This window comes from Mesorhizobium sp. M1027, assembly GCF_040318745.1.
Taxonomy (GTDB): domain Bacteria; phylum Pseudomonadota; class Alphaproteobacteria; order Rhizobiales; family Rhizobiaceae; genus Mesorhizobium.
Map to the genome: position 1 here is coordinate 14,862 of NZ_JAMYMW010000010.1, position 22,062 is coordinate 36,923.

26 protein-coding genes and 1 tRNA gene are annotated in these 22,062 nt (G+C 62.4%); 18 read left to right on the plus strand and 9 right to left on the minus strand.

Annotated elements, in window-relative coordinates; genetic code table 11:
* Positions 1-92: 92 nt before the first annotated feature.
* Positions 93-299: a hypothetical protein gene (locus NKH50_RS19675; RefSeq protein WP_352880558.1), complete on the minus strand. Its 207-nt coding sequence runs from the start codon at positions 297-299 to the stop codon at positions 93-95.
* A 272-nt stretch (positions 300-571) separates the two neighbouring features.
* Between NKH50_RS19675 and NKH50_RS19680 the strand changes: the two genes are divergently transcribed.
* The 5 genes from NKH50_RS19680 to NKH50_RS19700 all read left to right on the plus strand — a co-directional run bounded on the left by NKH50_RS19680 (position 572) and on the right by NKH50_RS19700 (position 5,147).
* Positions 572-1,972 carry a lipopolysaccharide biosynthesis protein gene (locus NKH50_RS19680; protein ID WP_352880560.1) on the plus strand — a complete coding sequence of 467 codons (1,401 nt, stop codon included), beginning with the start codon at positions 572-574 and terminating at the stop codon, positions 1,970-1,972.
* Positions 1,972-3,252 carry a GNAT family N-acetyltransferase gene (locus tag NKH50_RS19685; RefSeq protein WP_352880562.1) on the plus strand — a complete coding sequence of 427 codons (1,281 nt, stop codon included), beginning with the start codon at positions 1,972-1,974 and terminating at the stop codon, positions 3,250-3,252. Before NKH50_RS19680 ends, NKH50_RS19685 begins: the two co-directional genes overlap by 1 nt.
* A gap of 213 nt (positions 3,253-3,465) precedes the next feature.
* Positions 3,466-4,071, plus strand: coding sequence for a hypothetical protein (locus NKH50_RS19690; protein ID WP_502897562.1), 606 nt, complete (start codon positions 3,466-3,468; stop codon positions 4,069-4,071).
* A 210-nt stretch (positions 4,072-4,281) separates the two neighbouring features.
* Entirely contained in the window at positions 4,282-4,758 is a 477-nt protein-coding gene (locus NKH50_RS19695; protein ID WP_352880564.1) for a hypothetical protein, read from the plus strand.
* A 182-nt stretch (positions 4,759-4,940) separates the two neighbouring features.
* Positions 4,941-5,147 carry a sugar phosphorylase gene (locus NKH50_RS19700; protein ID WP_352880566.1) on the plus strand — a complete coding sequence of 69 codons (207 nt, stop codon included), beginning with the start codon at positions 4,941-4,943 and terminating at the stop codon, positions 5,145-5,147.
* A 94-nt stretch (positions 5,148-5,241) separates the two neighbouring features.
* On the opposite strand, the gene NKH50_RS19705 is transcribed toward NKH50_RS19700, so the two are convergent.
* Entirely contained in the window at positions 5,242-5,979 is a 738-nt protein-coding gene (locus tag NKH50_RS19705) for an SDR family NAD(P)-dependent oxidoreductase (RefSeq protein ID WP_352880568.1), read from the minus strand.
* 150 nt (positions 5,980-6,129) lie between these two features.
* A complete protein-coding gene (locus NKH50_RS19710; protein WP_352880570.1) occupies positions 6,130-6,948 on the minus strand; it encodes an antibiotic biosynthesis monooxygenase in 819 nt (272 codons plus the stop codon).
* A 150-nt stretch (positions 6,949-7,098) separates the two neighbouring features.
* On the opposite strand from NKH50_RS19710, the gene NKH50_RS19715 reads away from it, so the two are divergent.
* Positions 7,099-7,530 carry a winged helix-turn-helix transcriptional regulator gene (locus NKH50_RS19715; protein ID WP_352880572.1) on the plus strand — a complete coding sequence of 144 codons (432 nt, stop codon included), beginning with the start codon at positions 7,099-7,101 and terminating at the stop codon, positions 7,528-7,530.
* A 526-nt stretch (positions 7,531-8,056) separates the two neighbouring features.
* On the opposite strand, the gene NKH50_RS19720 is transcribed toward NKH50_RS19715, so the two are convergent.
* Positions 8,057-8,141, minus strand: a tRNA-Leu gene (locus NKH50_RS19720).
* Positions 8,142-8,414: 273 nt separating this feature from the next.
* Between NKH50_RS19720 and NKH50_RS19725 the strand changes: the two genes are divergently transcribed.
* Positions 8,415-9,002: a YqaA family protein gene (locus tag NKH50_RS19725; RefSeq protein WP_023677958.1), complete on the plus strand. Its 588-nt coding sequence runs from the start codon at positions 8,415-8,417 to the stop codon at positions 9,000-9,002.
* Between the two features lie 29 nt (positions 9,003-9,031).
* Complete coding sequence (locus NKH50_RS19730) at positions 9,032-9,550, plus strand: disulfide bond formation protein B (protein ID WP_352880574.1); 519 nt, start codon at positions 9,032-9,034, stop codon at positions 9,548-9,550.
* A gap of 220 nt (positions 9,551-9,770) precedes the next feature.
* Here the strand turns inward: NKH50_RS19730 and NKH50_RS19735 are convergent, their stop codons facing one another.
* Positions 9,771-10,328: an HNH endonuclease gene (locus NKH50_RS19735; RefSeq protein WP_254816681.1), complete on the minus strand. Its 558-nt coding sequence runs from the start codon at positions 10,326-10,328 to the stop codon at positions 9,771-9,773.
* A 129-nt stretch (positions 10,329-10,457) separates the two neighbouring features.
* Complete coding sequence (locus NKH50_RS19740) at positions 10,458-11,099, minus strand: DNA-3-methyladenine glycosylase family protein (protein ID WP_352880576.1); 642 nt, start codon at positions 11,097-11,099, stop codon at positions 10,458-10,460.
* Positions 11,100-11,222: 123 nt separating this feature from the next.
* On the opposite strand from NKH50_RS19740, the gene gluQRS reads away from it, so the two are divergent.
* Both gluQRS and NKH50_RS19750 read left to right on the plus strand, forming a co-directional pair.
* Positions 11,223-12,098, plus strand: a complete 876-nt coding sequence (gene gluQRS, locus NKH50_RS19745) for a tRNA glutamyl-Q(34) synthetase GluQRS (protein ID WP_352476297.1) — start codon at positions 11,223-11,225, stop codon at positions 12,096-12,098.
* A 149-nt stretch (positions 12,099-12,247) separates the two neighbouring features.
* Positions 12,248-13,123 carry a DMT family transporter gene (locus NKH50_RS19750; RefSeq protein ID WP_352880578.1) on the plus strand — a complete coding sequence of 292 codons (876 nt, stop codon included), beginning with the start codon at positions 12,248-12,250 and terminating at the stop codon, positions 13,121-13,123.
* 44 nt (positions 13,124-13,167) lie between these two features.
* On the opposite strand, the gene NKH50_RS19755 is transcribed toward NKH50_RS19750, so the two are convergent.
* Entirely contained in the window at positions 13,168-14,019 is an 852-nt protein-coding gene (locus NKH50_RS19755) for a YihY/virulence factor BrkB family protein (RefSeq protein ID WP_254816677.1), read from the minus strand.
* Positions 14,020-14,076: 57 nt separating this feature from the next.
* On the opposite strand from NKH50_RS19755, the gene NKH50_RS19760 reads away from it, so the two are divergent.
* From NKH50_RS19760 to NKH50_RS19790, 7 genes are all read left to right on the plus strand, one after another.
* On the plus strand, positions 14,077-14,943 hold the full coding sequence (locus tag NKH50_RS19760; RefSeq protein WP_352777809.1) for an SDR family oxidoreductase: 867 nt from the start codon (positions 14,077-14,079) through the stop codon (positions 14,941-14,943).
* Between the two features lie 23 nt (positions 14,944-14,966).
* Entirely contained in the window at positions 14,967-15,158 is a 192-nt protein-coding gene (locus tag NKH50_RS19765; RefSeq protein WP_352505113.1) for a twin transmembrane helix small protein, read from the plus strand.
* Positions 15,159-15,183: 25 nt separating this feature from the next.
* Positions 15,184-15,765: a cob(I)yrinic acid a,c-diamide adenosyltransferase gene (locus tag NKH50_RS19770; RefSeq protein WP_352777810.1), complete on the plus strand. Its 582-nt coding sequence runs from the start codon at positions 15,184-15,186 to the stop codon at positions 15,763-15,765.
* Between the two features lie 22 nt (positions 15,766-15,787).
* On the plus strand, positions 15,788-16,591 hold the full coding sequence (locus NKH50_RS19775; RefSeq protein ID WP_352880581.1) for a rhomboid family intramembrane serine protease: 804 nt from the start codon (positions 15,788-15,790) through the stop codon (positions 16,589-16,591).
* Positions 16,592-16,799: 208 nt separating this feature from the next.
* On the plus strand, positions 16,800-17,549 hold the full coding sequence (locus NKH50_RS19780) for an electron transfer flavoprotein subunit beta/FixA family protein (protein WP_352880583.1): 750 nt from the start codon (positions 16,800-16,802) through the stop codon (positions 17,547-17,549).
* 155 nt (positions 17,550-17,704) lie between these two features.
* Positions 17,705-18,634 (plus strand): electron transfer flavoprotein subunit alpha/FixB family protein, encoded by a 930-nt coding sequence (locus NKH50_RS19785; RefSeq protein ID WP_352880585.1) that lies wholly within the window; start codon positions 17,705-17,707, stop codon positions 18,632-18,634.
* Between the two features lie 114 nt (positions 18,635-18,748).
* Positions 18,749-19,627, plus strand: coding sequence for a 3-hydroxybutyryl-CoA dehydrogenase (locus NKH50_RS19790; protein WP_352476291.1), 879 nt, complete (start codon positions 18,749-18,751; stop codon positions 19,625-19,627).
* Positions 19,628-19,636: 9 nt separating this feature from the next.
* Here the strand turns inward: NKH50_RS19790 and NKH50_RS19795 are convergent, their stop codons facing one another.
* Positions 19,637-20,275 (minus strand): NrsF family protein, encoded by a 639-nt coding sequence (locus tag NKH50_RS19795; protein WP_352880587.1) that lies wholly within the window; start codon positions 20,273-20,275, stop codon positions 19,637-19,639.
* A gap of 2 nt (positions 20,276-20,277) precedes the next feature.
* A complete protein-coding gene (locus NKH50_RS19800) occupies positions 20,278-20,820 on the minus strand; it encodes a sigma-70 family RNA polymerase sigma factor (protein ID WP_254816670.1) in 543 nt (180 codons plus the stop codon).
* Between the two features lie 201 nt (positions 20,821-21,021).
* On the opposite strand from NKH50_RS19800, the gene NKH50_RS19805 reads away from it, so the two are divergent.
* A complete protein-coding gene (locus tag NKH50_RS19805; protein WP_352880589.1) occupies positions 21,022-22,029 on the plus strand; it encodes an iron ABC transporter substrate-binding protein in 1,008 nt (335 codons plus the stop codon).
* Positions 22,030-22,062 lie beyond the last annotated feature (33 nt).

Consider the following 22,062-nt stretch of genomic DNA (forward strand, 5'->3'; position numbering starts at 1 on the left):
CGTCGTCAACCACGTCATCGGATTCCTCGCCTGTAGCAATACGCATGACGCGGGCGGCATTGCCGATCACGTCGGCAGGACGCTTCTGGCCTTTAGGTCCGGTTGGCATTCCTATAGTTCTCGGCATGGCTAAAGACGACAGCGCCGTTGTCCTTACGAACTTCAACGGACACGATTCCATCGTCACCCTTTCGGGTTTGAAACATGGAGGTTGCATGATCTTTCGCGGTCTTCTCGTCGTCGAAGATCACCTTGTCGACGATGCCCTGCCTTCCATACCAGATGACAGTGTAGACCATTGTTGCTGCCGTGCGTTCCGCTAAGCATATAGGCGTTTTCGCATATGGGGCAAACGGGATAGGCGTTTCCGCGGATTTCAAACTGAGACACTCCCGAGCAGGTTGAAGGGTTGCGCGAATGATGAATATGAAGCAGCCCGCGCCGCCCTCATCCGCCTGCCGGCACCTTCTCCCCGTATAGCGACAGGGCGAAGGAAGCCCACCCAACCGTTTCTTAATGTGTCTCCGCTACACCAAGCCCCTGTAAATTGGCGGAAAACGGAGAGTATTGGGTGCGCTTTTCCGCGGCGACGACAGCCGGGCGGTTCCTGCCGCAGCGCCTTGCGCTGCGCATAAGGCCGCTGCTCGGCCTGATCGATGCCGTGCTGTTCACCACCGGCGAGCGCGGCGAGGCCGGCCGCATGTCGCTGATCGCCTTTTCGGTCCGCATCGTCAGCGCCGTCATCGCCTTCGTCAGCCAGGTCCTGATGGCGCGCTGGATGGGCTCGTTCGAATATGGCATTTTCGTCCTCGTCTGGGTGACGATGGTTATCGTCGGCAATCTCGCCTGCCTCGGCTTCCACACCTCGGTCATCCGCTTCATCCCCGAATATCGCGCGCGCGGCATGATGGCCGAATTGCGCGGCATTGTGCGGGCCAGCCGGCTGTTCGTGCTGGTTGCCTCCACCGCGATCGCCGGCCTCGGCGCGCTCGCCGTCTGGCTGCTGTCGGCCTTTATCGAAGACTATTATGTCGTGCCGTTCATCCTCGGCATCATCTGCCTGCCGATGATCGCCATGTCCGACCTTCTGCAAGGGCTGGCGCGGGCCAATTCCTGGGCGCTGTTTGCGCTGTCGCCGACCTTTCTGGTGCGGCCGCTGCTGATCCTGGCCTTCATGGCGCTGATGCTGCTGGTGGGCTACGCGCCCGACGCCACGACTGCGATCTTCGCCGCGATCGCGGCCACCTACGCCACCACGCTCGGTCAGCTCATCGGCGTGACGTCACGCATGGACAGAAGGTTCCCGGCCGGGCCGATGAAATTGCATTTCGGCCAATGGTTCATCGTCTCGCTGCCGATCTTCCTGGTCGAGAGCTTTTTCTTCCTGCTCACCAATGCCGACGTGCTGATGGTCGGCGCCTACCTCGATCCCAACGACGTCGCCGTCTATTTCGCCACGGTCAAGACGCTGGCGCTGGTGCATTTCGTCTATTTCGCCGTCAAGGCCGGCGTCGCCCAGCGCTATGCCCAGTTCACCCATGGCGAGCCGCAAAAGCTCGCCGCCTTTGCCCGCGAGACGGTGTCGTGGACCTTCTGGCCGTCGCTGGCGATGGCGCTGCTGGTGCTGGCGCTGGGCGAGCCGATGCTGACCTTGTTCGGCCCCGAATTTTCCGCCGGCTATCCGCTGCTGTTCCTGCTGGTGTTCGGCGTCGTCGCGCGGGCCGCCGTCGGCCCTTGTGAAAGCCTGCTCACCATGAGCGGCAACCAGAACATCTGTGCCGCGGTCTACGCCCTGACGCTGGCCTTCAACATCGCGCTGAGCGTCGTGCTGATCCCGCTCTTCGGCCTGTGGGGCGCGGCGATGGCCACCGTCTTCGCCATGATCTTCGAGGCCGGCGCGCTGTCCTTCACGGTCTGGCGCAAGCTCGGCATCGTCATGGTCGTTTTCGTATCAGCCAAAGGAGCCGCCTGATGGCTGCCGTCCCCCTGCTCGAGGAAACCAGCGGCGGCCCGGCCGGCGCCATGGTGTCCGGTCTTGCCGGGCTCGCCCGCGAGGCCGATCCCGCCCATATCGAGATCCTCGCCAACCACCGGCCCGAGCGCAAGCTCGCCATCTATCCAGCCTCCGCTTGCTTCGACCTGGTCGAGGAGCTCGACTATCTCTGCACCCGCACAATCGAGCCCAACGTCTTCTTCAACCCGCGCTTCCTGGCGCCGGCCATGCCGAGGCTGGAGGACCGTGAGGTGCGGCTGGCCGTCATCCGCGACGGCGACCAGTTTCGCAACCGGCTGCGCCTGCTGGTGCCGTTCTCGGTCGAGCGGCCGGCGGTGCCGCTCGGGATTCCAGTCATGCGCACCTGGTCGAGCCCGTTCGGCCCGATCGGCACGCCGCTGGTCGACCGCGACGATCCGATCGGTGTCATCGAGGATTTCTTCTCGATGCTGTCGCGGCCGCATCTCAAGCTGCCGAAAGTCTTCGTGCTGCCCGACATAAGGCTGGACGGCCCGGTGGCCAGCCTGCTCGCCAGCGTCGCCGAAACGCGCGGCCTGACGCTGGTCACCACCGGCAAGGCCGACCGCCCGGTGCTCGAAAGCGCACTCGACGGCGAGGAATATCTGAAAGCTTCGCTGCGCGCCCACCATTATCGCGAGTTCCGCCGCCTGAAGCGCCGCCTCGCCGACCTCGGCCGGCTGGAGCATGTGGTGGCGCGCGGGCCGGACGAGATCCGCCATGCCATCGAGAATTTCCTGACATTGGAGGCCGCTGGCTGGAAAGGCCGCGAGCGCACCGCCATGGCCATCGACCGCTACCGCGCCGCCTTCGCCCGCGAGGCGGTGCACCGGCTGGCCGAGCAGGATCTTTGCCGCATCCATTCGCTGACGCTCGACGGCCGCACCATCGCCTGCCTGGTCGTCTTCGTCGAGGCCGGCGTCGGCTACACCTGGAAGACCGCCTACGACGAGACGCTCGCTGCCTATTCGCCGGGTACGCTGCTGATGATCGAGGTGACCAGGCAGCATCTCGACGACCCCAACATCATGATGACCGATTCCTGCGCCGTGCCCGACCATCCGGTGATGAGCCGGCTGTGGACGGAGCGCAGGCCGATGGGCACGCTGGTCATCGGGCTGACGCCGGATGCCGATCGCCCTGCCCGCCAGGCGGCATCGCAGCTTCACCTCTACCGCGAGACCCGCAACATGGCCCGCCTGCTGCGCAACCGGATGAGGAGCCTGCTGCGCCGGCGCTAGTGCATGGCGTCCAAAGTGGACCCGACCGTCCGTCTCTGCGCCGTCGGCTCTCTCGGGCCTAGGTCGTCAGGGTTAATTCTCCCGATCAGCGGAAAGGATTAGCATCGACGCAGTCCCAACCGGGATGAGGCGATCAATTACGGCCGCGCGTCCAGCATCACTGCCGCCTCGGTCCTGCACGGCCAGAAGAAAAAAATCTGGGAGGAATGCATGATGAAAACAACTCACCTCAGGCGTGTCGGTATCCTCACCTTGGCAGGTCTCATTGGCGCGTGTCTGAACGCCGCCACTCCTCGGGCGGCCGAACCCGACAAAGCCGAGATCGATGCCCTGCGTAAATCGCTGTCCAGGTATGAAGACTACAAGGTTGCCATTCGCGAGCTTTATCTATCGACGGTAGGATGCGTCTTCTACAGCGGCGAAAAGGTAGAGGGGGCGATGGACTACCCGAAGGGCGCGATGGGCATCCATTTCGTCAACGTCACGACTGTCGGCCCGACGGCGGATCCGACGCGCCCCAATGTGCTGATCTATGAGCCGGTCGGCGGCGAATTGCGCCTGGTCGGCGCGGAATGGCTCGTGCCCTTGACGCCGGACACAAAGGAGCCGCCGAAGCTCTTCGGCCAGACATTCCAGGGGCCGATGGAGGGGCATTATCCGCTCATCCCGAAGGAGTTCCACCACTACGACCTTCACGCCTGGCTGTTCAAGGACAACCCGCTCGGAATGTTCAGCCCGACGAACCCGGACGTGAAATGCGACAACTATCCGTTTCCGATGCCGGAGCAGCCAACCAAGATGGTGCCGGGGCCGATGTAACAGCGGCTCAGGCTACGATCCGAGCCTACCAGGAAAGGCAGCCGGACCTCAAAGGCGTTATCCCAGAGGACGCTCCTGGGATAACGTCCAACCAAAAGCCCGTTCCCGGAACCTTCGGACTCGTTTCGCCGTTTGGCAATCACGACTCGACCCTGCCGCGGGTTGACAAAAGGCGTTCCAAGGAGCCGACCGCGAACGACGGAGGACCAAGTGAAAAGCCTGATCCAGACAGGATTGTCCGCAGCCGTTTCGGGTACGATCGTCAGCTTCGCCACGACAGCTGCGCTGGCCCTGCTTGCAAGGCGGGAAGGCAAAGGCGCCCTGCAGCCCACGAATGCGACCAGCCACTGGCTCTACGGCGAACAGGCGGCGTCCGTGCGGCGCGGTGACGTGGCGCACACGCTCGTCGGCTATGGCACGCATCACGCTTCCTCCATCTTCTGGGCATTCCTTTTCGAACCATGGCTCGCCTCGAGGCCGCCGCGCCCGTCGCTTCTGATATGTGGCGATGCGTTGGCGGCAGCGGCCATTGCCGCGGCAACAGATTATGGCTTCGTGCCGAAGCGGTTGACGCCAGGTTGGGAGACGGTGCTGCCGAAGCGATCTATCGCGGCGACTTTTGCGGTGATGGCGGTCGGTCTAGCGATGGGCGGCATGATCAACAAGGAATTGCGCCGGCAGCATTAGGGACAGGGATTTGAGACAGATGCTTCGCACGGCGCGCTCACATCATCGCGACGGGCGGATCGCCGCGCTCGTCCCATTCTCCGGCATCTCCACCTCATCGGGAACCTTTCTCAAGGGACATGGTTCCGAATGTGCGGCGAAAGCGTGCTGCTCATTCCTGCTATCGCCAAGGAGATTCGACCATGAAGCTTCGCGAATTGTTGGATCAAGTAAAGGACCTGCCGCCGGACACCTTGGTCTGTGCCGCCGAAATCGATGAAGCCTTTGCAGTCAACGTTGTTGGCGTTGAAGCTGTCGAGAGCGCCAGAATCCAAAGCCGCAAACCGGATGGCACCGAAGCTGTCGAACTCGCCAACGGGACCGGGAAAGTCATCGTGATCCGCTGGTGAAAACCGGGGAAGTTGCGTTCAACAGCATGATGTTCCGCTCCACTGTGGGGCGCTGAATTGCGAATGCTGGCAGCGTATCGATGGCGGCGGTCGCCTATGGCTTGGTGGGCATGGCTTGGACGAAAGCCGCCATCTGGCGTTCGAGCGCTTTGAACGCGCTGCCGCGCCAGCTCTCGGCCATGGATGCCGATTTTGGATCAGGGAAGATTTCCTCTTCCCCTCGCGCCATGCCGTCCAGGATGCCTTTCGCGACGCTCTCCGCGGAGCTCTTCGGTATATCGGCGTCTCTGCTCATGTCGGTGTCAATGGGACCGGACAGGACTGCATGAACGCTCACGCCACGAGCGCCGGCGAGAGCACGCAGCGATTGCGTCATGGAGAACGCGGCGGCCTTCGATAGTGAGTAAGACGGAATAATCGGGAAGGGAACGAGAGCCGCTTCCGACAGGATATTGACCACGGCGCCGCGCGAACGTGTGAGCAGCGGCAGGAATGCGTGGGTAACGCCATGCACGCCGAGCAGGTTGACGGCGAGGTGTCGCTCGAGCGCAGTACGATCGCCAAGATCGTCGTAGAGCCCGATGCCGGCGTTGTTGATGAGGATGTCGAGAGCCTCGATCCGCTCGACAGCCGCACCAATCTGCACCGCATCGGTCACGTCCAGGATCAGCGGCGTGACGCGCCGATCCGCGTGGGCGAGCGGTTTGCGCGCGCCGGCATAGACGCGCTTGGCACCCCGCCTCAATATTTCCTCGACCAGCGCCTTGCCGAGGCCGCGATTGGCCCCGGTCACGAGAACGGCCTTGTTTGTGACTTCCATCAATTTCGGCACGGCGATCTCTCCTCCTCTTGCATAAATGCAAGCCATTCGTTCTTGCATCATGCAAGTAGGCTATGGTTTTCTGTTCCCGCGCTTGGACGCCGTCTCCCCCGTTGCATTGCTCCAGGGCAGCCGGCGCCGTCGCCGGGCGAACGCTTGCAACTAGGATCCGACCTCCAACGTCGTGTAGGAGATCGGCGAAGGCCGCTCCAGGAAGGCGCCGGTTATGGCCGAAACGAAATTCTTAGCGTCCGCCGAGCGTAGAAAAGCGTCGCGCTCCTGCTTCGATGCCCAGCGCTCGACGCAGATGGTAACATGGGGCTCTGCCTCCGAGCGAAAGACGCTATAGTCGATGCACCCGCTTTGCTTGCGGGCCGCCCCCGCCACGTCCCGCAGGGCATTCCGCACCTTGCTTTCGATGCCGGGCTTCGCCGCTGCCGTCGTCATGACGATCATCCCGGCGCCATCGCCTGCCGCCTTGCGCTCGGCGGCGCCGAGGTCCTCGTTTTGCGGCACAACCGTTGGGTTGGCGTTCTCTTCGCCCTTGTTGGGTTGCCCCTTGCCCGTCGAAATCAGGTCGCGAAGACTCCCGACATAGAAGCGCCAGGAGTCATGGCAGACATCGTAGCATTCTTCACTCGGCTTCAGCCCGACATGGGTGAAACGCAGCTCGGTCCCCTTTTCGGTCGGCGCGATCTCGAAGACCACGTCCGTGCCGGTCCACTCGGTCGCATCCTTGACGAAGTTGAAGTAGTTCTGGACGACGTGCCAGACGACCTTCTTGCCGGGCACAAGCTCCGTGACCTTGAATGTGCCGCGGTGGATATCCTTGAAATGATAGTAGAATATCGTACCGAGCTTATTGGTATCGCCATCTATATCTTCCGACCACCAGGCTCGCGGATTGACAACCGCGGCAAAAACCTCTGCGGGGCTTTGCTTAACGACGAATGACGTCGTGTAATCTTCTTCCTTTTTCATAACATATCTCCTGTCTGGATCTGATTGGTTGATGGACACCCGAAATCTCGGGCGATGAAGTGGAGCGACACTCTCTCGACCTCTGTCGCTTGCATCATGCAAGCACAATGCATACTTGCATGATGCAAGTCAATAGGGTATGTTCACACCATGCTTGGTCGTCTCTATGAAAAACAAAACTGCTCGGCCTCACGCGCCCTGGAGCTGGTCGGCGAGCGCTGGAGCCTGTTGATCCTGCGCGACGCGATATTCGGCGGCTGCACGCGCTTTTCGCAATTCCAGAAGAGCCTGGGGATCGCCACCAACATCCTGGCCAAGCGCCTCGAGGATTTCGTCGAGGCCGGCCTGATGGACCGTCGCCCGGGTGCCGCCGGCGAGCAGGCCGACTACGTCCTGACCCGGAAGGGGCTGGAATTCAAAACGGTCATTATCGCGCTGACCGAGTGGGGCGACAAATGGGTGCGGCCCGGACCCATCGTCTACTGCGACCAATCCGACGGCAAGCCCGTCGAGGTGCAATTGCGCCGCGCCGGCAATGGCAAACAGGCCGACGTCGGCGACGTCGTGGCGGTCCTCCGCTAGAGCAATTCCAGGAAAGTTGTAGAACGGTTTTCCGTCCGGAATTGTGCAGAAACAAAGGGATAGAGCGGTTCGGCCTTTCCGTGAAACGATGAACCGCTCTAGGCGTGGCGGCGGGGCGAGGCCGCAGCACGATCCAGACGAAGCCGTTTCGCGTTGTGCCACAACGTTACCGTATAGCTCACTTCTCCAGGTTGCATCCGGGGCTCGGGTCTGGTGGATAGTTCGCGGGAGGAAACACGTCCGTCGGACAGCGATCGAGTATGCGGCGGCGTCTTTTCGCGTTTCTCGTCGCCGGCCTTGGTGGACTGTCCGGTTCGGCTATACCGGTGCTGACCGCGGACGTTGGCGGCGCATCCCTCGCAATGACCGAGACCGCGGCACGTCAGATTGCGTGTGGTGAGGAACGCCCGGTTGAGCAGCTTGCGGCAGCAGCAAGATGCGATCATCGGCCGCCGTCGAGCGCATCGGAGGACAATCCCAGCCACGCCATTGGGTTTAATACGAAATAGCGTGGGGATTTAGGAAATGGTGCCCCTAGCCGGGATCGAACCAGCACTCCTTGCGGAACTCGATTTTGAGTCGAGCGCGTCTACCAATTCCGCCATAGGGGCTCAGGCCGGACGGCCTGGATGGCGCGGACTATACGGTTGGAGGCCTGTTCGTCAACTGGCCAAATCCCGACATCTGGGCTCGCTCAAGCCTCAGCCTTTCGATTTCGTGAAGCAGCTGCCATTGTGCAGCGCGGAAAATCTTTCTAGACAGGCGGCGCATGTCATTGAAGCGCACCTTGTCCGACGAGGGTGATGCGGGGCGCTTCCAAGTCTTGTTTGTACATGTCGTGATCCCAAGACCGGTTCTGGTTTGGGCGTGCATTAGGAGTGCCGATGCTTCGCGGACTTTACGACTGGACCTTGTCTCTGGCGGCGAGCAAATCCGCCGAATGGTGGCTGGCCTTCATCGCCTTCGTCGAGAGTTCGGTGTTCCTGGTGCCGGCCGACGTCCTCTATCTGCCGATGGCGCTGTCGCGGCCGGATCGCGCCTATCGTTACGCGCTGGTCGCCACCGTCGCCTCGGTGCTCGGCGGCATCGCCGGCTGGTTCATCGGCCATTATGCCTATGATGCGGTGGCGCGGCCGATCCTCGAATTTTATGGCAAATATGACGAGTTCGAAGCGATGCGCGTCTCATCGGGTGTCGGCTTCATCATCCTGATGCTGGTCACCTCCGGCCTCGCCCATCTGCCGCCGATCAAGGTAGTGACGATCCTGTCGGGCGTCATCGGTGTTCCTTTGCTGCTGTTCATCGTGCTGGCAATCGTGGCGCGCGGTGCTCGCTTCCTGTTTCTCGCGTGGCTGTTGCGCCGCTATGGCGAGCCGATCCGCCACTTCATCGAAAAGCGCCTTGGCCAGATTGCGGGCGCCGCCGCCGCTGCCCTGATTTTGCTCTATATCGTCGTCAAATACGCCGTCTGAACGGCATCGAACCGAACGGACTGAGCCCGATGACAGCGACCGTGAATGCCGATACCGGACGCCAGCGGCTGCGCACCGCCCTGTTTCTCGCCGTCGCCATGGCCGCCACGGTCGGCTCGGCGCTGGCCTTCCAGTATGTTGGCGGCTACATCCCCTGCAAGCTCTGCCTCGAGCAGCGCACGCCTTATTACGTCGGCGTGCCCTTGATGCTGCTGGCGGTGCTTGCGTCGGCGCTTCGGGCACCAGCCTGGGTAAGCCGTGGCCTGCTGGCCATTGGCGGCCTGCTGATGCTCTACGGCGTCTATCTCGGCGTTTATCACTCCGGCGTCGAATGGGCGTGGTGGCCAGGCCCGACCGATTGCACCGCAGCCGCAGGGCCGGTGGACACCGGCGGCAAGGGCGTGCTCGACGCGCTCGACAAATTTGTCCCGCCTTCCTGCGACAAGGCGGCGCTCCGCATCCTCGGCCTGTCGCTGGCGGGCTGGAATGCCATCGCCAGCTTTGTCTTCGCCGCCGTCGCGTTCCGCGGCGCCTTCGCCCGCGACTGAGTGGCACAACGCAGAATTCGTTCAGAAATTCGTCAGGCCGGAGTGCATGACGTGGCTTTCGAGAACCGGAGCGGAGCGTGCTAAACTACGTGAGCACTGGCCTACGCCGGCCGTAGCCTTAACTACCACGCCACGACCGCTCATGAATGCTTCGGCCGGCGAAGGCCGGAAGCGCAGAAAGCTGCGTCAGGCGACCGGCATGGCGGATCTCTGCCGAACTCTATGGTTCGAGTTCGACATCCCAGTACAGATAATCCATCCAGCTTTGGTGCAGATGGTTGGGCGGGAACAGCCGGCCGTTATTATGCAAATCATGCACCGTCGGCTGGTAGGGCTTCTGCAGCGGCCACATCTTGGCGTGGGCCGGCATCATGCCGCCCTTCCTCAGATTGCAGGGGGAACAGGCAGCGACGACATTCTCCCAGGTCGTGGCGCCGCCGCGATGGCGCGGAATGACATGGTCGAACGTCAGATCGTCCGGCGTGCCGCAATATTGGCACTGGAAACGGTCGCGCAGGAAGACGTTGAAACGGGTAAACGCCGGATGCCTCGACGGCTTCACGTAAGCCTTCAGGCTGACGACGCTCGGCAGCTTCATCGAAAAGGTCGGCGAAGAGACGGCGTGTTCGTATTCGGCGACGATGTTCACCCTCTCGAGGAACACCGCCTTGATGGCATCCTGCCAGGACCAGAGCGACAGGGGGTAATAGCTGAGCGGACGGTAATCCGCATTCAGCACCAGCGCTGGAAGCCCATCCGGAGATACGGCAACCGTCACGTCGTTGACCTCCTTCACCCTAGAACCGGTCGACGCGGATACTGTAAGCCCGACATGACAGGGATGTGAAGCGGATTGTCGATCATGCCGGGTCTCAAAAACGCATGATTTCAATGCTTTTTTGCGGATTCAGGCCGGAGGCGCGGCATCCCTGCCCTTCAATTCGCGATAATAAGCCCAGAAAAGCCGCGATGCGACACCGCGCCACGGGCTCCATGATTCGGCAAGCCGGATCAGCATTTTCTCCGGCGGACGCGGGTCGATGCCGAGCGCATGGCCGACCGCGCTCTGCAAAGCGACGTCGCGCGCCGGAAAGATATCCGGGTGTCCGGCGGCAAACAAAAGGTAGACTTCAGCCGTCCACGGGCCGATGCCCGGCACTCTGGTCATGGCCGCGATAGCCTCGCTTGCATCGAGCTGGCAGAGGTGATCGAGGTCGAGCCCGTCGGCCACCGCCTGTGCGACGGCAATCAGGCCGCGCTGCTTGGGCCGCGACAGTCCCGCCTTGCGAAAGATCGCCTCATCGGCGGCAAGGATCGCCTGCGGCGTCAGCGGATCGAGCAGTTCCGTCAGGCGGCCGAAGATGGCATCGGCGCTCGCGCGGGACACTTGTTGCGAAACGATGATGGAAGCAAGGCTCCTGAACCCCGGCTCCGATAGCCTGAGCGGCACCTCGCCGGCCTTGCCGCGCACTTTTTCCAGGCGTGGGTCGAGCAAGCATAGCCTATCCAGCCCTTGCGCAATGTCGTCGAGGCTGGCGATGCGTTGCATGTCTGCTTGTTCCAGAATCAAAAGTGCCGCACGTTTCGTCACGTGTCCCTCTGGACGCACGACGCCGCCGGCGCAAAGTAGCAATTGGCGAAAGCGCCGCACAACCCGATTGCCCGCCGGACAATGACACTGCTGACATTCCGCTTCGCGCCGAGCCCGAACGGCGAACTGCATCTCGGCCATGCCTATTCGGCGCTGCTCAATCAGAAATTGGCAAAGGCGGCGGGCGGACGCCTGCTGCTGCGCATCGAGGACATCGACACGACGCGCTGCACGCCGGAATTCGAAGCAGGCATTTTTCGCGACCTGAAATGGCTGGGGCTTGGCTGGGAGGAACCGGTGCGCCGCCAGTCCGAGCATTTTGCCGAATATCGGGCGATGCTCGAGCGGCTGATCGAGGCGGAGCTTGTCTATCCGGCCTTCATGAGCAGAAGTGAGATCCGCGCCTTCATCGCCGACAGCCAAAAGCGCGGCCGCGACTGGCCGCGCGACCCGGACGGCGTGCCGCTCTATCCCGCCGCCGACAAGGCGCTGCCGGCGAGCGAACGCAAACGGCGCATCGCCGAAAATGTGCCATTTGCCTGGCGGTTGAACGTCGATGCGGCAATAGGGCGCGCCGGCAAGGACCTGTCATGGGCCGAATACACGGACGAGACGCTCTCCGCGACGCGTCGTGTCGAAGCCCATCCGCAGGATTGGGGCGACGTGGTCGTGGCGCGCCGCGAAATCCCGACCAGCTATCATCTCGCCGTCACCGTGGATGACGCACTGCAGGGCGTCAGCCATGTCGTGCGCGGCCAGGACCTTTATTCCGCGACCAGTGTGCAGCGGCTGCTTCAGCAGTTGCTTGGCCTGCCGCAGCCGGCCTATTTTCACCATCGCCTGATCCTCGGCCCGGACGGACGAAAACTGTCGAAGAGTCTTGGCGATACCAGCCTTGCCGCCCAGCGTGCGGCGGGCGCCTCGCCCGACGATGTAAGGCGGCTGGTCGGTCTCTAGCTAGACCGGCGAGCTGACGGCCATCAACGGCGCTCCTTCAATTCAAATGACTCTATGGATCAACCGTTTGGTTTTGCTTGCCGGCCCGAACGGCATTAAGCAGTCGCCGCAGTCGATCCCTCACCCGAATTCACCGCGGCCTCCTAAAAATGCACAGCCTCAAGCGGTTCATCCCCGCCTCTTTCGTCGTCCTGTGGGCGACCGGCTTCATCGGCGCGCGCTATGCCATGCCGTGGGCGGAGCCCTTTACTTTCCTGGCCGCGCGCTTTGTCCTGGCCGCAATCCTGCTTGTCGCTTTGATGGCCGCACTTGGTTCGAGCCGCGCCACCCGCGACGAGGCGCTGCACGCGACCGGCGCCGGCATCCTGATGCATGGGGTCTATCTCGGCGGCGTGTTCTGGGCCATCCACCGGGGCATGCCCGCTGGGCTTTCAGCCCTGATCGTCGGCCTGCAGCCGCTGATCACGGCAGTGCTCGCCGGCCGGCTTCTGGGCGAGGCCATCCTGCCGCGCCACTGGGCCGGTCTCGGTCTCGGGTTGATCGGCGTGGTAATCGTGCTCTGGCCGAAGCTCGGCGCGCTCGGCGGCGGGGTGACGGCCGAAACACTGGGCGCCTCGCTGGTCTCCGTACTCGGCATGAGTGCGGGCACGATCTGGCAGAAGCGTTTCGCCTCCGGCGGCGATCTGGTGGCTGCCACGTTCTGGCAATATGTCGGCGGCGCATCGGTGATGGCTCTGGCCTCGCTCGCCTTCGAGACTCGAACGGTCATCGTCAACGGCGAACTGATCTTCGCCATGGCCTGGCTCGTGCTGGTGCTATCGATCGGCGCCATCTTCCTGTTGATGGTGATGATCCGCGACGGCGAGATGTCGAAGGTCGCCTCGCTGTTTTACCTCGTGCCGGCCGTCACCGCGGTCATCGCCTGGGCGTTGTTCGGTGAGCAATTGAGCCCGCTCCAGATCGCCGGCATGGCGATCGCGACGCTCGGCGTCGGGCTGGCGACCGCTCAGCCGCCAAAAGCATGATCCCAAAAAGTGGGAACCGGTTTTCGGAAAAGATCATGCTTAACTCAGCCGACTCTCGCACGCGCCTCTAAATAGCGGCTGATCGCAGCGTTGAGCTCGCCACCGAGGATGAAAATCGCCGAGACGATATAGAGGAATACGACGGCGATCATAATCGAGGCGAGGCCGGCATAGGTCGTCACATAGGACGAGAAATGATCGAGATAGGCGGCGAAGATGGTCGACCCGATAAGCCAGCCGATCAGCGTGAAGATGATGCCAGGCACGATCGAAACGAAGCGGCGCTTGCCGGCCGGCAACCAGAAATGCACGGCGAACAGACCGCCGATGATGACGACCGAGGCGATGACGTAACGCCACAGCGTGATCGTGCCCATGTAGGGCTTTATCCATTCGAAATGCGACTCGGCCAGCCGTGCCAGCAACGGCGCGAAGACCAGCAGCACGCTGATCGCCAAAAACCCGGCCGTCGCGATCAGCACGAAGATGATGCTCTGCACCCGCCGGTAGATGATGCCCCGCGTTTCCGAGACACGATAGGCGCGGTTGAGCGAAGTGCGCAGCGCCTCGATGCCGTTCGAGGCGAAGTATCCGGCAAGCACGATACCGTACGTCAACAGGTCGCTGCGCCTAACGGTAAGCACGTTGAGCACTTCGCGTGCGATCGGTTTGGCGATCTGCTCGGGCCATGTGTCGAACACAAGGTGCACGGCGGTGTCGGCGAAGGCCTGCGCGCCGAAAAAACTCGCCAGCGTCGTAGCGAAGATCAGGAAAGGAAAAAGCGCCATCAGCGCGGTGATCGCCAGATGGCTGGCCATTGCCCAGCCGTCGTCGGTGTTGAAATGGCCGAGCGCGTCGTAGAGGACGCGTTTAAGGGCTACGATCTTCCGCAACAAGAACCGCGTTCCCTTCGATTGTCCGGACGCCGCGAATATGGGAAGGGTTTGCAGTAAATGACAACCCTAGGTCAAACCACCATTCCTCCCGGAAAAGAGTTGCGCACCATCATTGTCACAGGTGCCTCTTCCGGTATAGGCGCCTATTGCGCCCATGCTCTTAAGAAGGAAGGCTGGCGGGTGTTCGCAACGGCCCGAAAGCCCGAGGATATCGCCGCGCTCGAGGCCGACGGCATTGAGGCCTTCTATCTGGACTACACCGAGCCCGGATCGATCGAGGCGCTGGTGACGTCGGTGCTGGAACGGACCGGCGGCCGACTCGATGCGCTCTTCAACAATGGCGCATACGGACAGCCCGGCGCCGTCGAGGACCTGCCGGTCCAGGCTTTGCGGCAGCAGTTCGAGGCCAATGTCTTTGGCTGGCATGATCTCACTCGCCGCGTCGTACCGGTGATGCGCCGCCAGGGCCATGGTCGTCTCGTTCATTGCTCATCGATCCTCGGCCTCGCGCCGGTGCCTTTTCGCGGCGCCTACTCGGCATCGAAGCACGCTATCGAAGGGCTGATGCTGTCCCTCTATCAAGAACTCCGGGGTAGCGGCATTCATGTTTCGCTGATCGAGCCGGGGCCGGTAAGATCGAAGATCGCCAGCAACAGCCTCGCATGGTTCCTGGCGAATATCGATCACGAGAATTCCGTTCATCGCCTCGCCTATGCGGCGCAACTCAAACGGCTGCGGGCCGGCGGCAGCACATCGCGGCTGAAGCCCGGGCCGGAGGTGGTTTATGCCGCCTTGCACCATGCGCTTCTGTCGCGGCGCCCGCGCCCGCATTATGTGGTAACAGTGCCGGCCAGGATCGGCGCGATCTTTAAACGCATCCTGCCGGCATCTGCACTCTACCGTCTGCTCGCCAAACGCGCCTGAACGCAATTCAACTGGAACACACCATGGCAACCGTCTTCAACATCCTCGCCGTTCTTGTCATGGTCGCAGTGGTGATCGTGCTGATGCGCGGCCTCATCAACATGATGCGCGGCGGCTCCAGCATGACCTCCAACAAGCTGATGCAGACGCGCGTGCTCTTGCAGTTCGTGGCCTTGGTGCTGATCATGCTGGCGGTGTATTTCACCCGTAAGTGACGCAGCACCAGTCGGGAGGTACCCCGTGGTCAAGCTCAACAAGATCTACACCCGCACTGGCGACGACGGCACCACCGGTCTCGGCTCCGGCGAGCGGCGGCTGAAATCCGACCTTCGCATCGACGCCTACGGCACCGTCGACGAGGCCAATGCCTGCATCGGCATGGCCCGCATCCATACAGCGGCAGTAAATCCGGCGATCGATGCGATGCTCGGCCGCATCCAGAACGATCTTTTCGATCTCGGCGCCGATCTGGCAGTCCCCGATAATGGCAAGCCGCTGGACTACGAGCCGCTGCGCATCGTCGCCTCGCAGACCGACCGCGTCGAACAGGACATCGACCTCCTCAATAAAAATCTGCGGCCGCTCAAATCCTTCGTGCTCAATGGCGGCACGCCGGCCGCCGCCGCCCTTCACCTCGCCCGTACGGTCGCGCGCCGCGCCGAGCGCATCATGGTGGCGCTGTCGCAAGACCCAAACGAGCCCGTCAACCGCGAGACAATAAGGTACATCAACCGCGTCTCGGACTTCTTGTTCGTTGCCGCGCGCGCGGTCAATGACAACGGAAACGCCGACGTGCTATGGGTTCCTGGCAAGAACCGCTGAAATCCGCCGAGCTGGGGACCCGATGTTCATCCCGCTTTACGACACCAACAGGCTGCGGCACATCAAGCTGCAATATGTGACCATCGGCCTGATCGCGCTCAATGTGTTGATCTACCTTGTCACCACGCTTGGCGGTGAGGACTTCTCCAACGCCGCGGTGCTGGGCCTCGGCTTCATCCCGTCGGTCGTGCATGACAGCGTCGAGCTCGCTCCGCAATTCGTCGTCATTCCCGAGAGCCTGAGCTACCTGACCTATTCCTTCCTGCACGCGGATATCTTCCACCTCGGCGGCAACATGCTGTTCCTGTGGGTATTCGGCGACAATGTCGAGGATGCACTCGGCCACATCCGCTACCTCATCTTCTACCTGCTTTGCGCCATTGCCGGCGCTTTCTTCCAGGGTCTGGTGGCCTGGGATTCGCAAGTGCCGCTGATCGGCGCGTCGGGCGCCATCGCCGGTGTGGTCGCCGCCTATTTGATCCTCTATCCGCGCGTGAAGGTGTGGGTGCTGGCCTTCGCCCGCATCCCGTTGCGTATCCCGGCCTTCATCCCGCTCATCCTGTGGATCCTGTTCCAGATCTTCATGTTTGCCCAGGGAGGCGAGGATCAGGTTTCCTGGGCCTGCCATATCGGCGGCATCATCGCCGGAGCCGTGCTGGTGCTTGTCTTGCGCAGCCGCGGCGTGCCGCTGCTCGCCGCGGCGGATGAAGAGACTGTGGTGGTCGCCGGCCAGGTGCCCGTAGCCGTGGAGCCGGCGCCAAGCGAACCGCAACCTGCGCAGCCGGCGCCGCGCTGGGGCCGGGGAAGCGTTTCCGGTCCGGACTGAACTGATTTGAGTGCTTCGCCGAGGATCCGAGTGCGCCCCGGATATTGACGCGCGGGGTCGCCGCAACTACGGAAGCGCCACCCTACTGGTGTGGCGAAGACCAGAATTCCGTCCGGAATGTCGGCTTTCGACAACTCTGAAGAGGTGCACGCTGCTATAGCGCACCCGACGAGCGTGAAGAGACTATCGTGAAAGAGGTGACAGGCAAATGAAGATCCTTGTGCCCGTGAAGCGGGTTGTGGATGCGAACGTCAAGGTCCGGGTGAAGGCGGACGGTTCGGCGGTGGAACTCGCCAACGTCAAGATGGCGATGAACCCGTTCGACGAGATCGCGGTGGAAGAGGCGATCCGGCTGAAGGAAGCTGGCAAGGCCGAAGAGATCATCGTGGTGTCGATCGGGCCGCAGCAGGCACAGGAGACCTTGCGCACGGCGCTCGCCATGGGCGCCGACCGCGCCATCCTGGTCAAGACCGACGAGCAGACTGAGCCGCTGGGCGTCGCCAAGGTGCTGAAGGGCGTCGTCGAGGCAGAACAGCCCGGCCTTGTGATTCTCGGCAAGCAGGCGATCGACGACGATTCCAACCAGACCGGCCAGATGCTGGCCGCACTTCTCGGCTGGGCGCAGGGCACCTTCGCCTCCAAGATCGTGCTCGACAGTGAAAAGGCCACGGTGACGCGCGAGGTCGATGGCGGCCTGCAGACGCTGGAACTGAAGATGCCGGCAATCGTCACCGCCGATTTGCGCCTGAACCAGCCACGCTACGCGTCGCTGCCCAATATCATGAAGGCCAAGAAGAAGCCGCTCGACGAGAAGAGCCCTGCCGACTACGGCGCCGACGTCAAGCCGCGGCTGAAGGTGATCAAAACCGAGGAGCCGGGCGGCCGCAAGGCGGGCGTCAAGGTCAAGAGCGTCGCCGAACTGGTAGACAAGCTGAAGAACGAAGCCGGCGTGCTCTAAGGAAATCCGATGAGGCCGGCCTGCAAACGGCCGGTTTCTCCGCTTCCGGTGCTCACGTACTGAAGTACGCTCCGCTCCGGTTCTCGAAACCAACCGTTTTCGACTCGGCCTGACCGGATTTCAGGAGCCTCGAAGACGAAAGTCAGGAAAACATCATGGCTATTCTTCTGATTGCCGAACACGACAACGCTGCGCTTTCCGACCAGACCGCCAAGGCACTTTCGGCGGCGCTGCAGATCGGTTCGGACGTGCATGTGCTGGTTGCCGGCAAAGGTGCCAAGCCGGCAGCGGACGCAGCCGCCAAGCTCAAGGACGTCACCAAGGTGCTGCTCGCCGACGCTGACGAACTGACCGAGCGTCTCGCCGAACCGCTGGCGGCACTCGTCGTTTCGCTTGCTGAGCCATACGAGACGATCATCGCGCCGGCGACCTCGTCGGGCAAGAACGTCGCGCCCCGCGTGGCGGCGCTGCTCGATGTCGCCCAGATATCGGAAATCATCGAAGTCGTGTCGCCCGACACCTTCAAGCGGCCGATCTATGCCGGCAACGCCATCCAGACGGTGCAGTCGAGTGACGCCAAGAAGGTTATCACGGTGCGCACCGCTTCCTTCCAGGCAGCACCCGAGGGTGGTTCCGCGCCGGTCGAGACGGTTCAGGCGGCGGCCAATCCCGGCCTGTCGAGTTTTGTCGAGAACAAGCTCTCCGAGACCGACCGTCCAGAGCTGACCTCGGCCAAGATCATCATCTCGGGTGGCCGTGCGCTGGGCTCCTCCGAGAAGTTCCAGGAGGTCATCCTGCCGGTCGCCGACAAGCTCGGTGCGGCGGTTGGCGCATCTCGCGCCGCCGTCGATGCCGGCTATGCGCCGAACGACTGGCAGGTCGGCCAGACCGGCAAGGTGGTAGCGCCCGACCTTTATATTGCCGTCGGCATCTCCGGTGCCATCCAGCACCTTGCTGGCATGAAGGATTCGAAGGTGATCGTTGCCATCAACAAGGACGAGGAGGCGCCGATCTTCCAGGTCGCCGACTACGGTCTCGTCGGCGATCTTTTCGTCATTCTGCCGGAACTGCAAAAGGCGCTTTGACGCCTTCTGCCAAAGCGTATTAAATTCCGAGGGGTGGGGTAGACGAAGTCGCCCCGCCCTTTTAGTTTGCACTGCACAAAAAACGGGCCGCAAAGGCCTCGACGGGATCGGGTAATGAGCAAGATCGAGACGATCGGCATCATCGGCGCGGGCCAGATGGGCGGCGGCATCGCCCATGTGTCGGCGCTGGCGGGCTATAAGGTGCTGGTTTACGATATTTCGCCCGACCGCATCGAAAAGGGCATCGCTACGATCAGCGGCAACATGGCCCGTCAGGTCGGCTCCGGCAAGCTCGAGGAAACGCTGCGCAATGAAGCGATGGCGCGCATTTCGGCGGCGCCGGCCATGGCCGACCTTGCGGGCGCCGATCTGGTGATCGAAGCGGCGACCGAGGACGAGACGGTCAAGCGCAAGATTTATGCCCAGCTCTGCCCGCAGCTCAACCCCGAGGCCATCCTGGCGACGAACACATCATCGATCTCGATCACACGGCTGGCTTCGCAGACCGACCGGCCGGAACGCTTCATCGGCATACATTTCATGAATCCGGTTCCGGTGATGAAGCTGGTCGAACTGGTGCGCGGCATCGCCACCGAGGACCAGACCTTCGAGGCGGCAAAAACCTATGTGAAGCAGCTCGACAAGACGATCACCGTCTCGGAGGATTTCCCGGCCTTTATCGTCAACCGCATCCTGCTGCCGATGATCAACGAGGCGATCTACACGCTCTATGAAGGTGTCGGCTCGGTCGATGCCATCGATACCGCCATGAAGCTCGGCGCCAACCATCCGATGGGGCCGCTGCAGCTTGCCGATTTCATCGGGCTCGATACCTGCCTGTCGATCATGCAGGTGCTGCATGACGGACTGTCGGATTCGAAATACCGCCCCTGCCCGCTGCTGGTCAAATATGTCGAGGCCGGCTGGCTCGGCCGCAAGACCGGGCGCGGCTTCTACGACTATCGCGGCGAGCATCCCGTTCCGACACGCTGATCCTTATCGCTACCAGCGCACAAAAAGTCGTCCGCCGAGCGCCCCGAGCACGGCAAGGATGGCGACCGCGATTGTGTACCAGGTGCCGACGAAAAGCGGCGAATCGTCGAAGCAATGCGCCGCATAGAAGGTCGCCGCCAGCCCGCCGGCAAGCAGGCCCGCGGCCGCACCGGCAAGCACCGGCCTTGTCGGCGCGCCATGGCGCAGGACCGCGAGAAAGACGGCAAGCGGGCCGATCCCGATCAACGGAATGAAGGTCAGGCAGATGACCATGTTGGTGCCGACCAGGCGTGTGCCCCAGTCGGACGCAGGCACGGCGAAGAGTTCGAGAATCACGGCCACAATCACCAGCAGCGGCGCAGCGACCATCCAGCTCGCCGCTCGGCCCGTCGATGCACCGGGCATCGACAGCGCACGCACCAGGACAAAGGCGCTGGCGGCAAGAGCGATCGTGAAGACGAATTTGGACAGGAACCGCATCGTCTGCATGGCGATCGCAATGTCGGGGCGCGGGCCGATCGTCAGCCAGAAAACCGCGGCCGCGATCACCATGGCCGCACCGGCGGCAAGCCACCAGGCGGCGCCTAGCGGCAGCGCCTTGCTGCGGGCATCGGCGTCGAGCGCCTTGATGAGATCTTCCGTCCTCATTTTTATTCCCGCCTCGCCCCGAACCGTTTGGCAATGGCGGCAAGCCCGCGGTGCAGTGACACCCGCACAGCCGTCTCGCTGATGCCGAATTTGGCCGCCGTCTCGCCGATCGAACGGCCTTCGACCGATACGGCCGAGACGACGGAACGCTGTGCCGGCGACAGGCTGTCGAGCGCCCGGTTGACGTCGCGCTCGCTCACCGTCTCCGATTCCGGCTCGGCAAAGGTCTCGGCGATTTCGTCGATCTCGACCTCGATCCGCCGGCCGCGCCGCCGGAACGCGTCGATCAGCTTGAAGCGGGCTATTGCATAGACCCAAGGCAGCACCGGCGCATTATCGCGCCAGGTGTGTCGTTTCACATGAATGGCCAGCAAGGTTTCCTGCACGACATCCTCGGGATCCACCCCACCCTGCACGATCTTGCGCCGGGCAAAGCCACGAACGAGCGCGGCGATCCGGTGCAGAAAGTCGGCATAGGCCCTTTCGTCTCCGGCGATCGCGGCCCGCAGCAGCCGTGAAAGCTCGGCTTCGTCCTTGCCGCTCACAAGAGTTCACTCCCCGATATTCGCGTCTCGGCGCTGATTTGTTACGGGGCCGGCGAAATAATGTCCAAGGCAAATTAGCTGAGCATCACGAAAGTTTGGCCTTTTGAGCAATTGAGTGGGCCAGCAATGTTGACTGCGCTAGTCATGTATTGGTAGGTGCAGCGTGCCAAGCCAACGACCATCGAAATCGAGGACGACGCCATGAAATATGCTCTTTCCGCCCTTGCCGGTGCGACAGCACTTGCAATCAGCCTGATCGCCGGCCCGGCAATAGCAGAGGACGAGGGTATCGTCGTCTACAACGCCCAGCACGAAAACCTGACCAAGGCCTGGGCGGAGGGATTCACCAAGGAAACCGGCATCAAGGTTACCGTCCGCAATGGCGGCGACAGCGATTTCTCCAATCAGATCGTTGCGGAAGGCACCGCTTCGCCCGCCGATGTATTCCTGACGGAGAATTCGCCGGCCATGGCATTAGTCGAGGCGGCCGGCCTGTTCGCACCGGTCGACACCGAGACGCTGGCCCAGGTTCCGCAGGAGTACCAGCCGGCGAGCGGCAAATGGGTCGGCATCGCCGCGCGCAGCACGGTCTTTGCCTACAACAAGACCAAGCTGGCCGCCGACCAGCTGCCCAAATCGCTTCTCGATCTCGCCGATCCGAGCTGGAAGGGCCGTTGGGCCGCATCGCCCTCCGGCGCCGATTTCCAGGCGATCGTCAGCGCGCTTTTGCAGCTCAAGGGTGAGGCAGCGACGGCCGAATGGCTAAAGGCGATGAAGGAGAATTTTACCGCCTATAAGGGCAACAGCACGGTGATGAAGGCGGTCAATGCCGGCGAGGTCGAAGGCGGCGTGATCTATCACTATTACTATTACGGCGATCAGGCCAAGACCGGCGAGAACAGCAAGAACGTCGAGCTGCACTATTTCAAGCACCAGGATCCCGGCGCTTTCGTCTCAGTGTCCGGCGGTGGCGTGCTGGCCTCGAGCAAGCACCCGAAGGAAGCGCAGGCTTTCCTGAAATGGGTCACCGGCAAGGGCGGCCAGGACGTACTGAAGACAGGCGATTCGTTCGAATACGCAGTCGGCAAGGGCGCTGAGTCCAATCCGAAGCTGGTGCCGCTGGCCGATCTGCAGGCGCCGAAAGTCGACCCGACGACAATGAACTCGAAGAAGGTCACCGACCTGATGACGGCGGCCGGCTTGCTTTAGCCGGCGTTCGTCCTAAAAGGGCAACCGACTGCG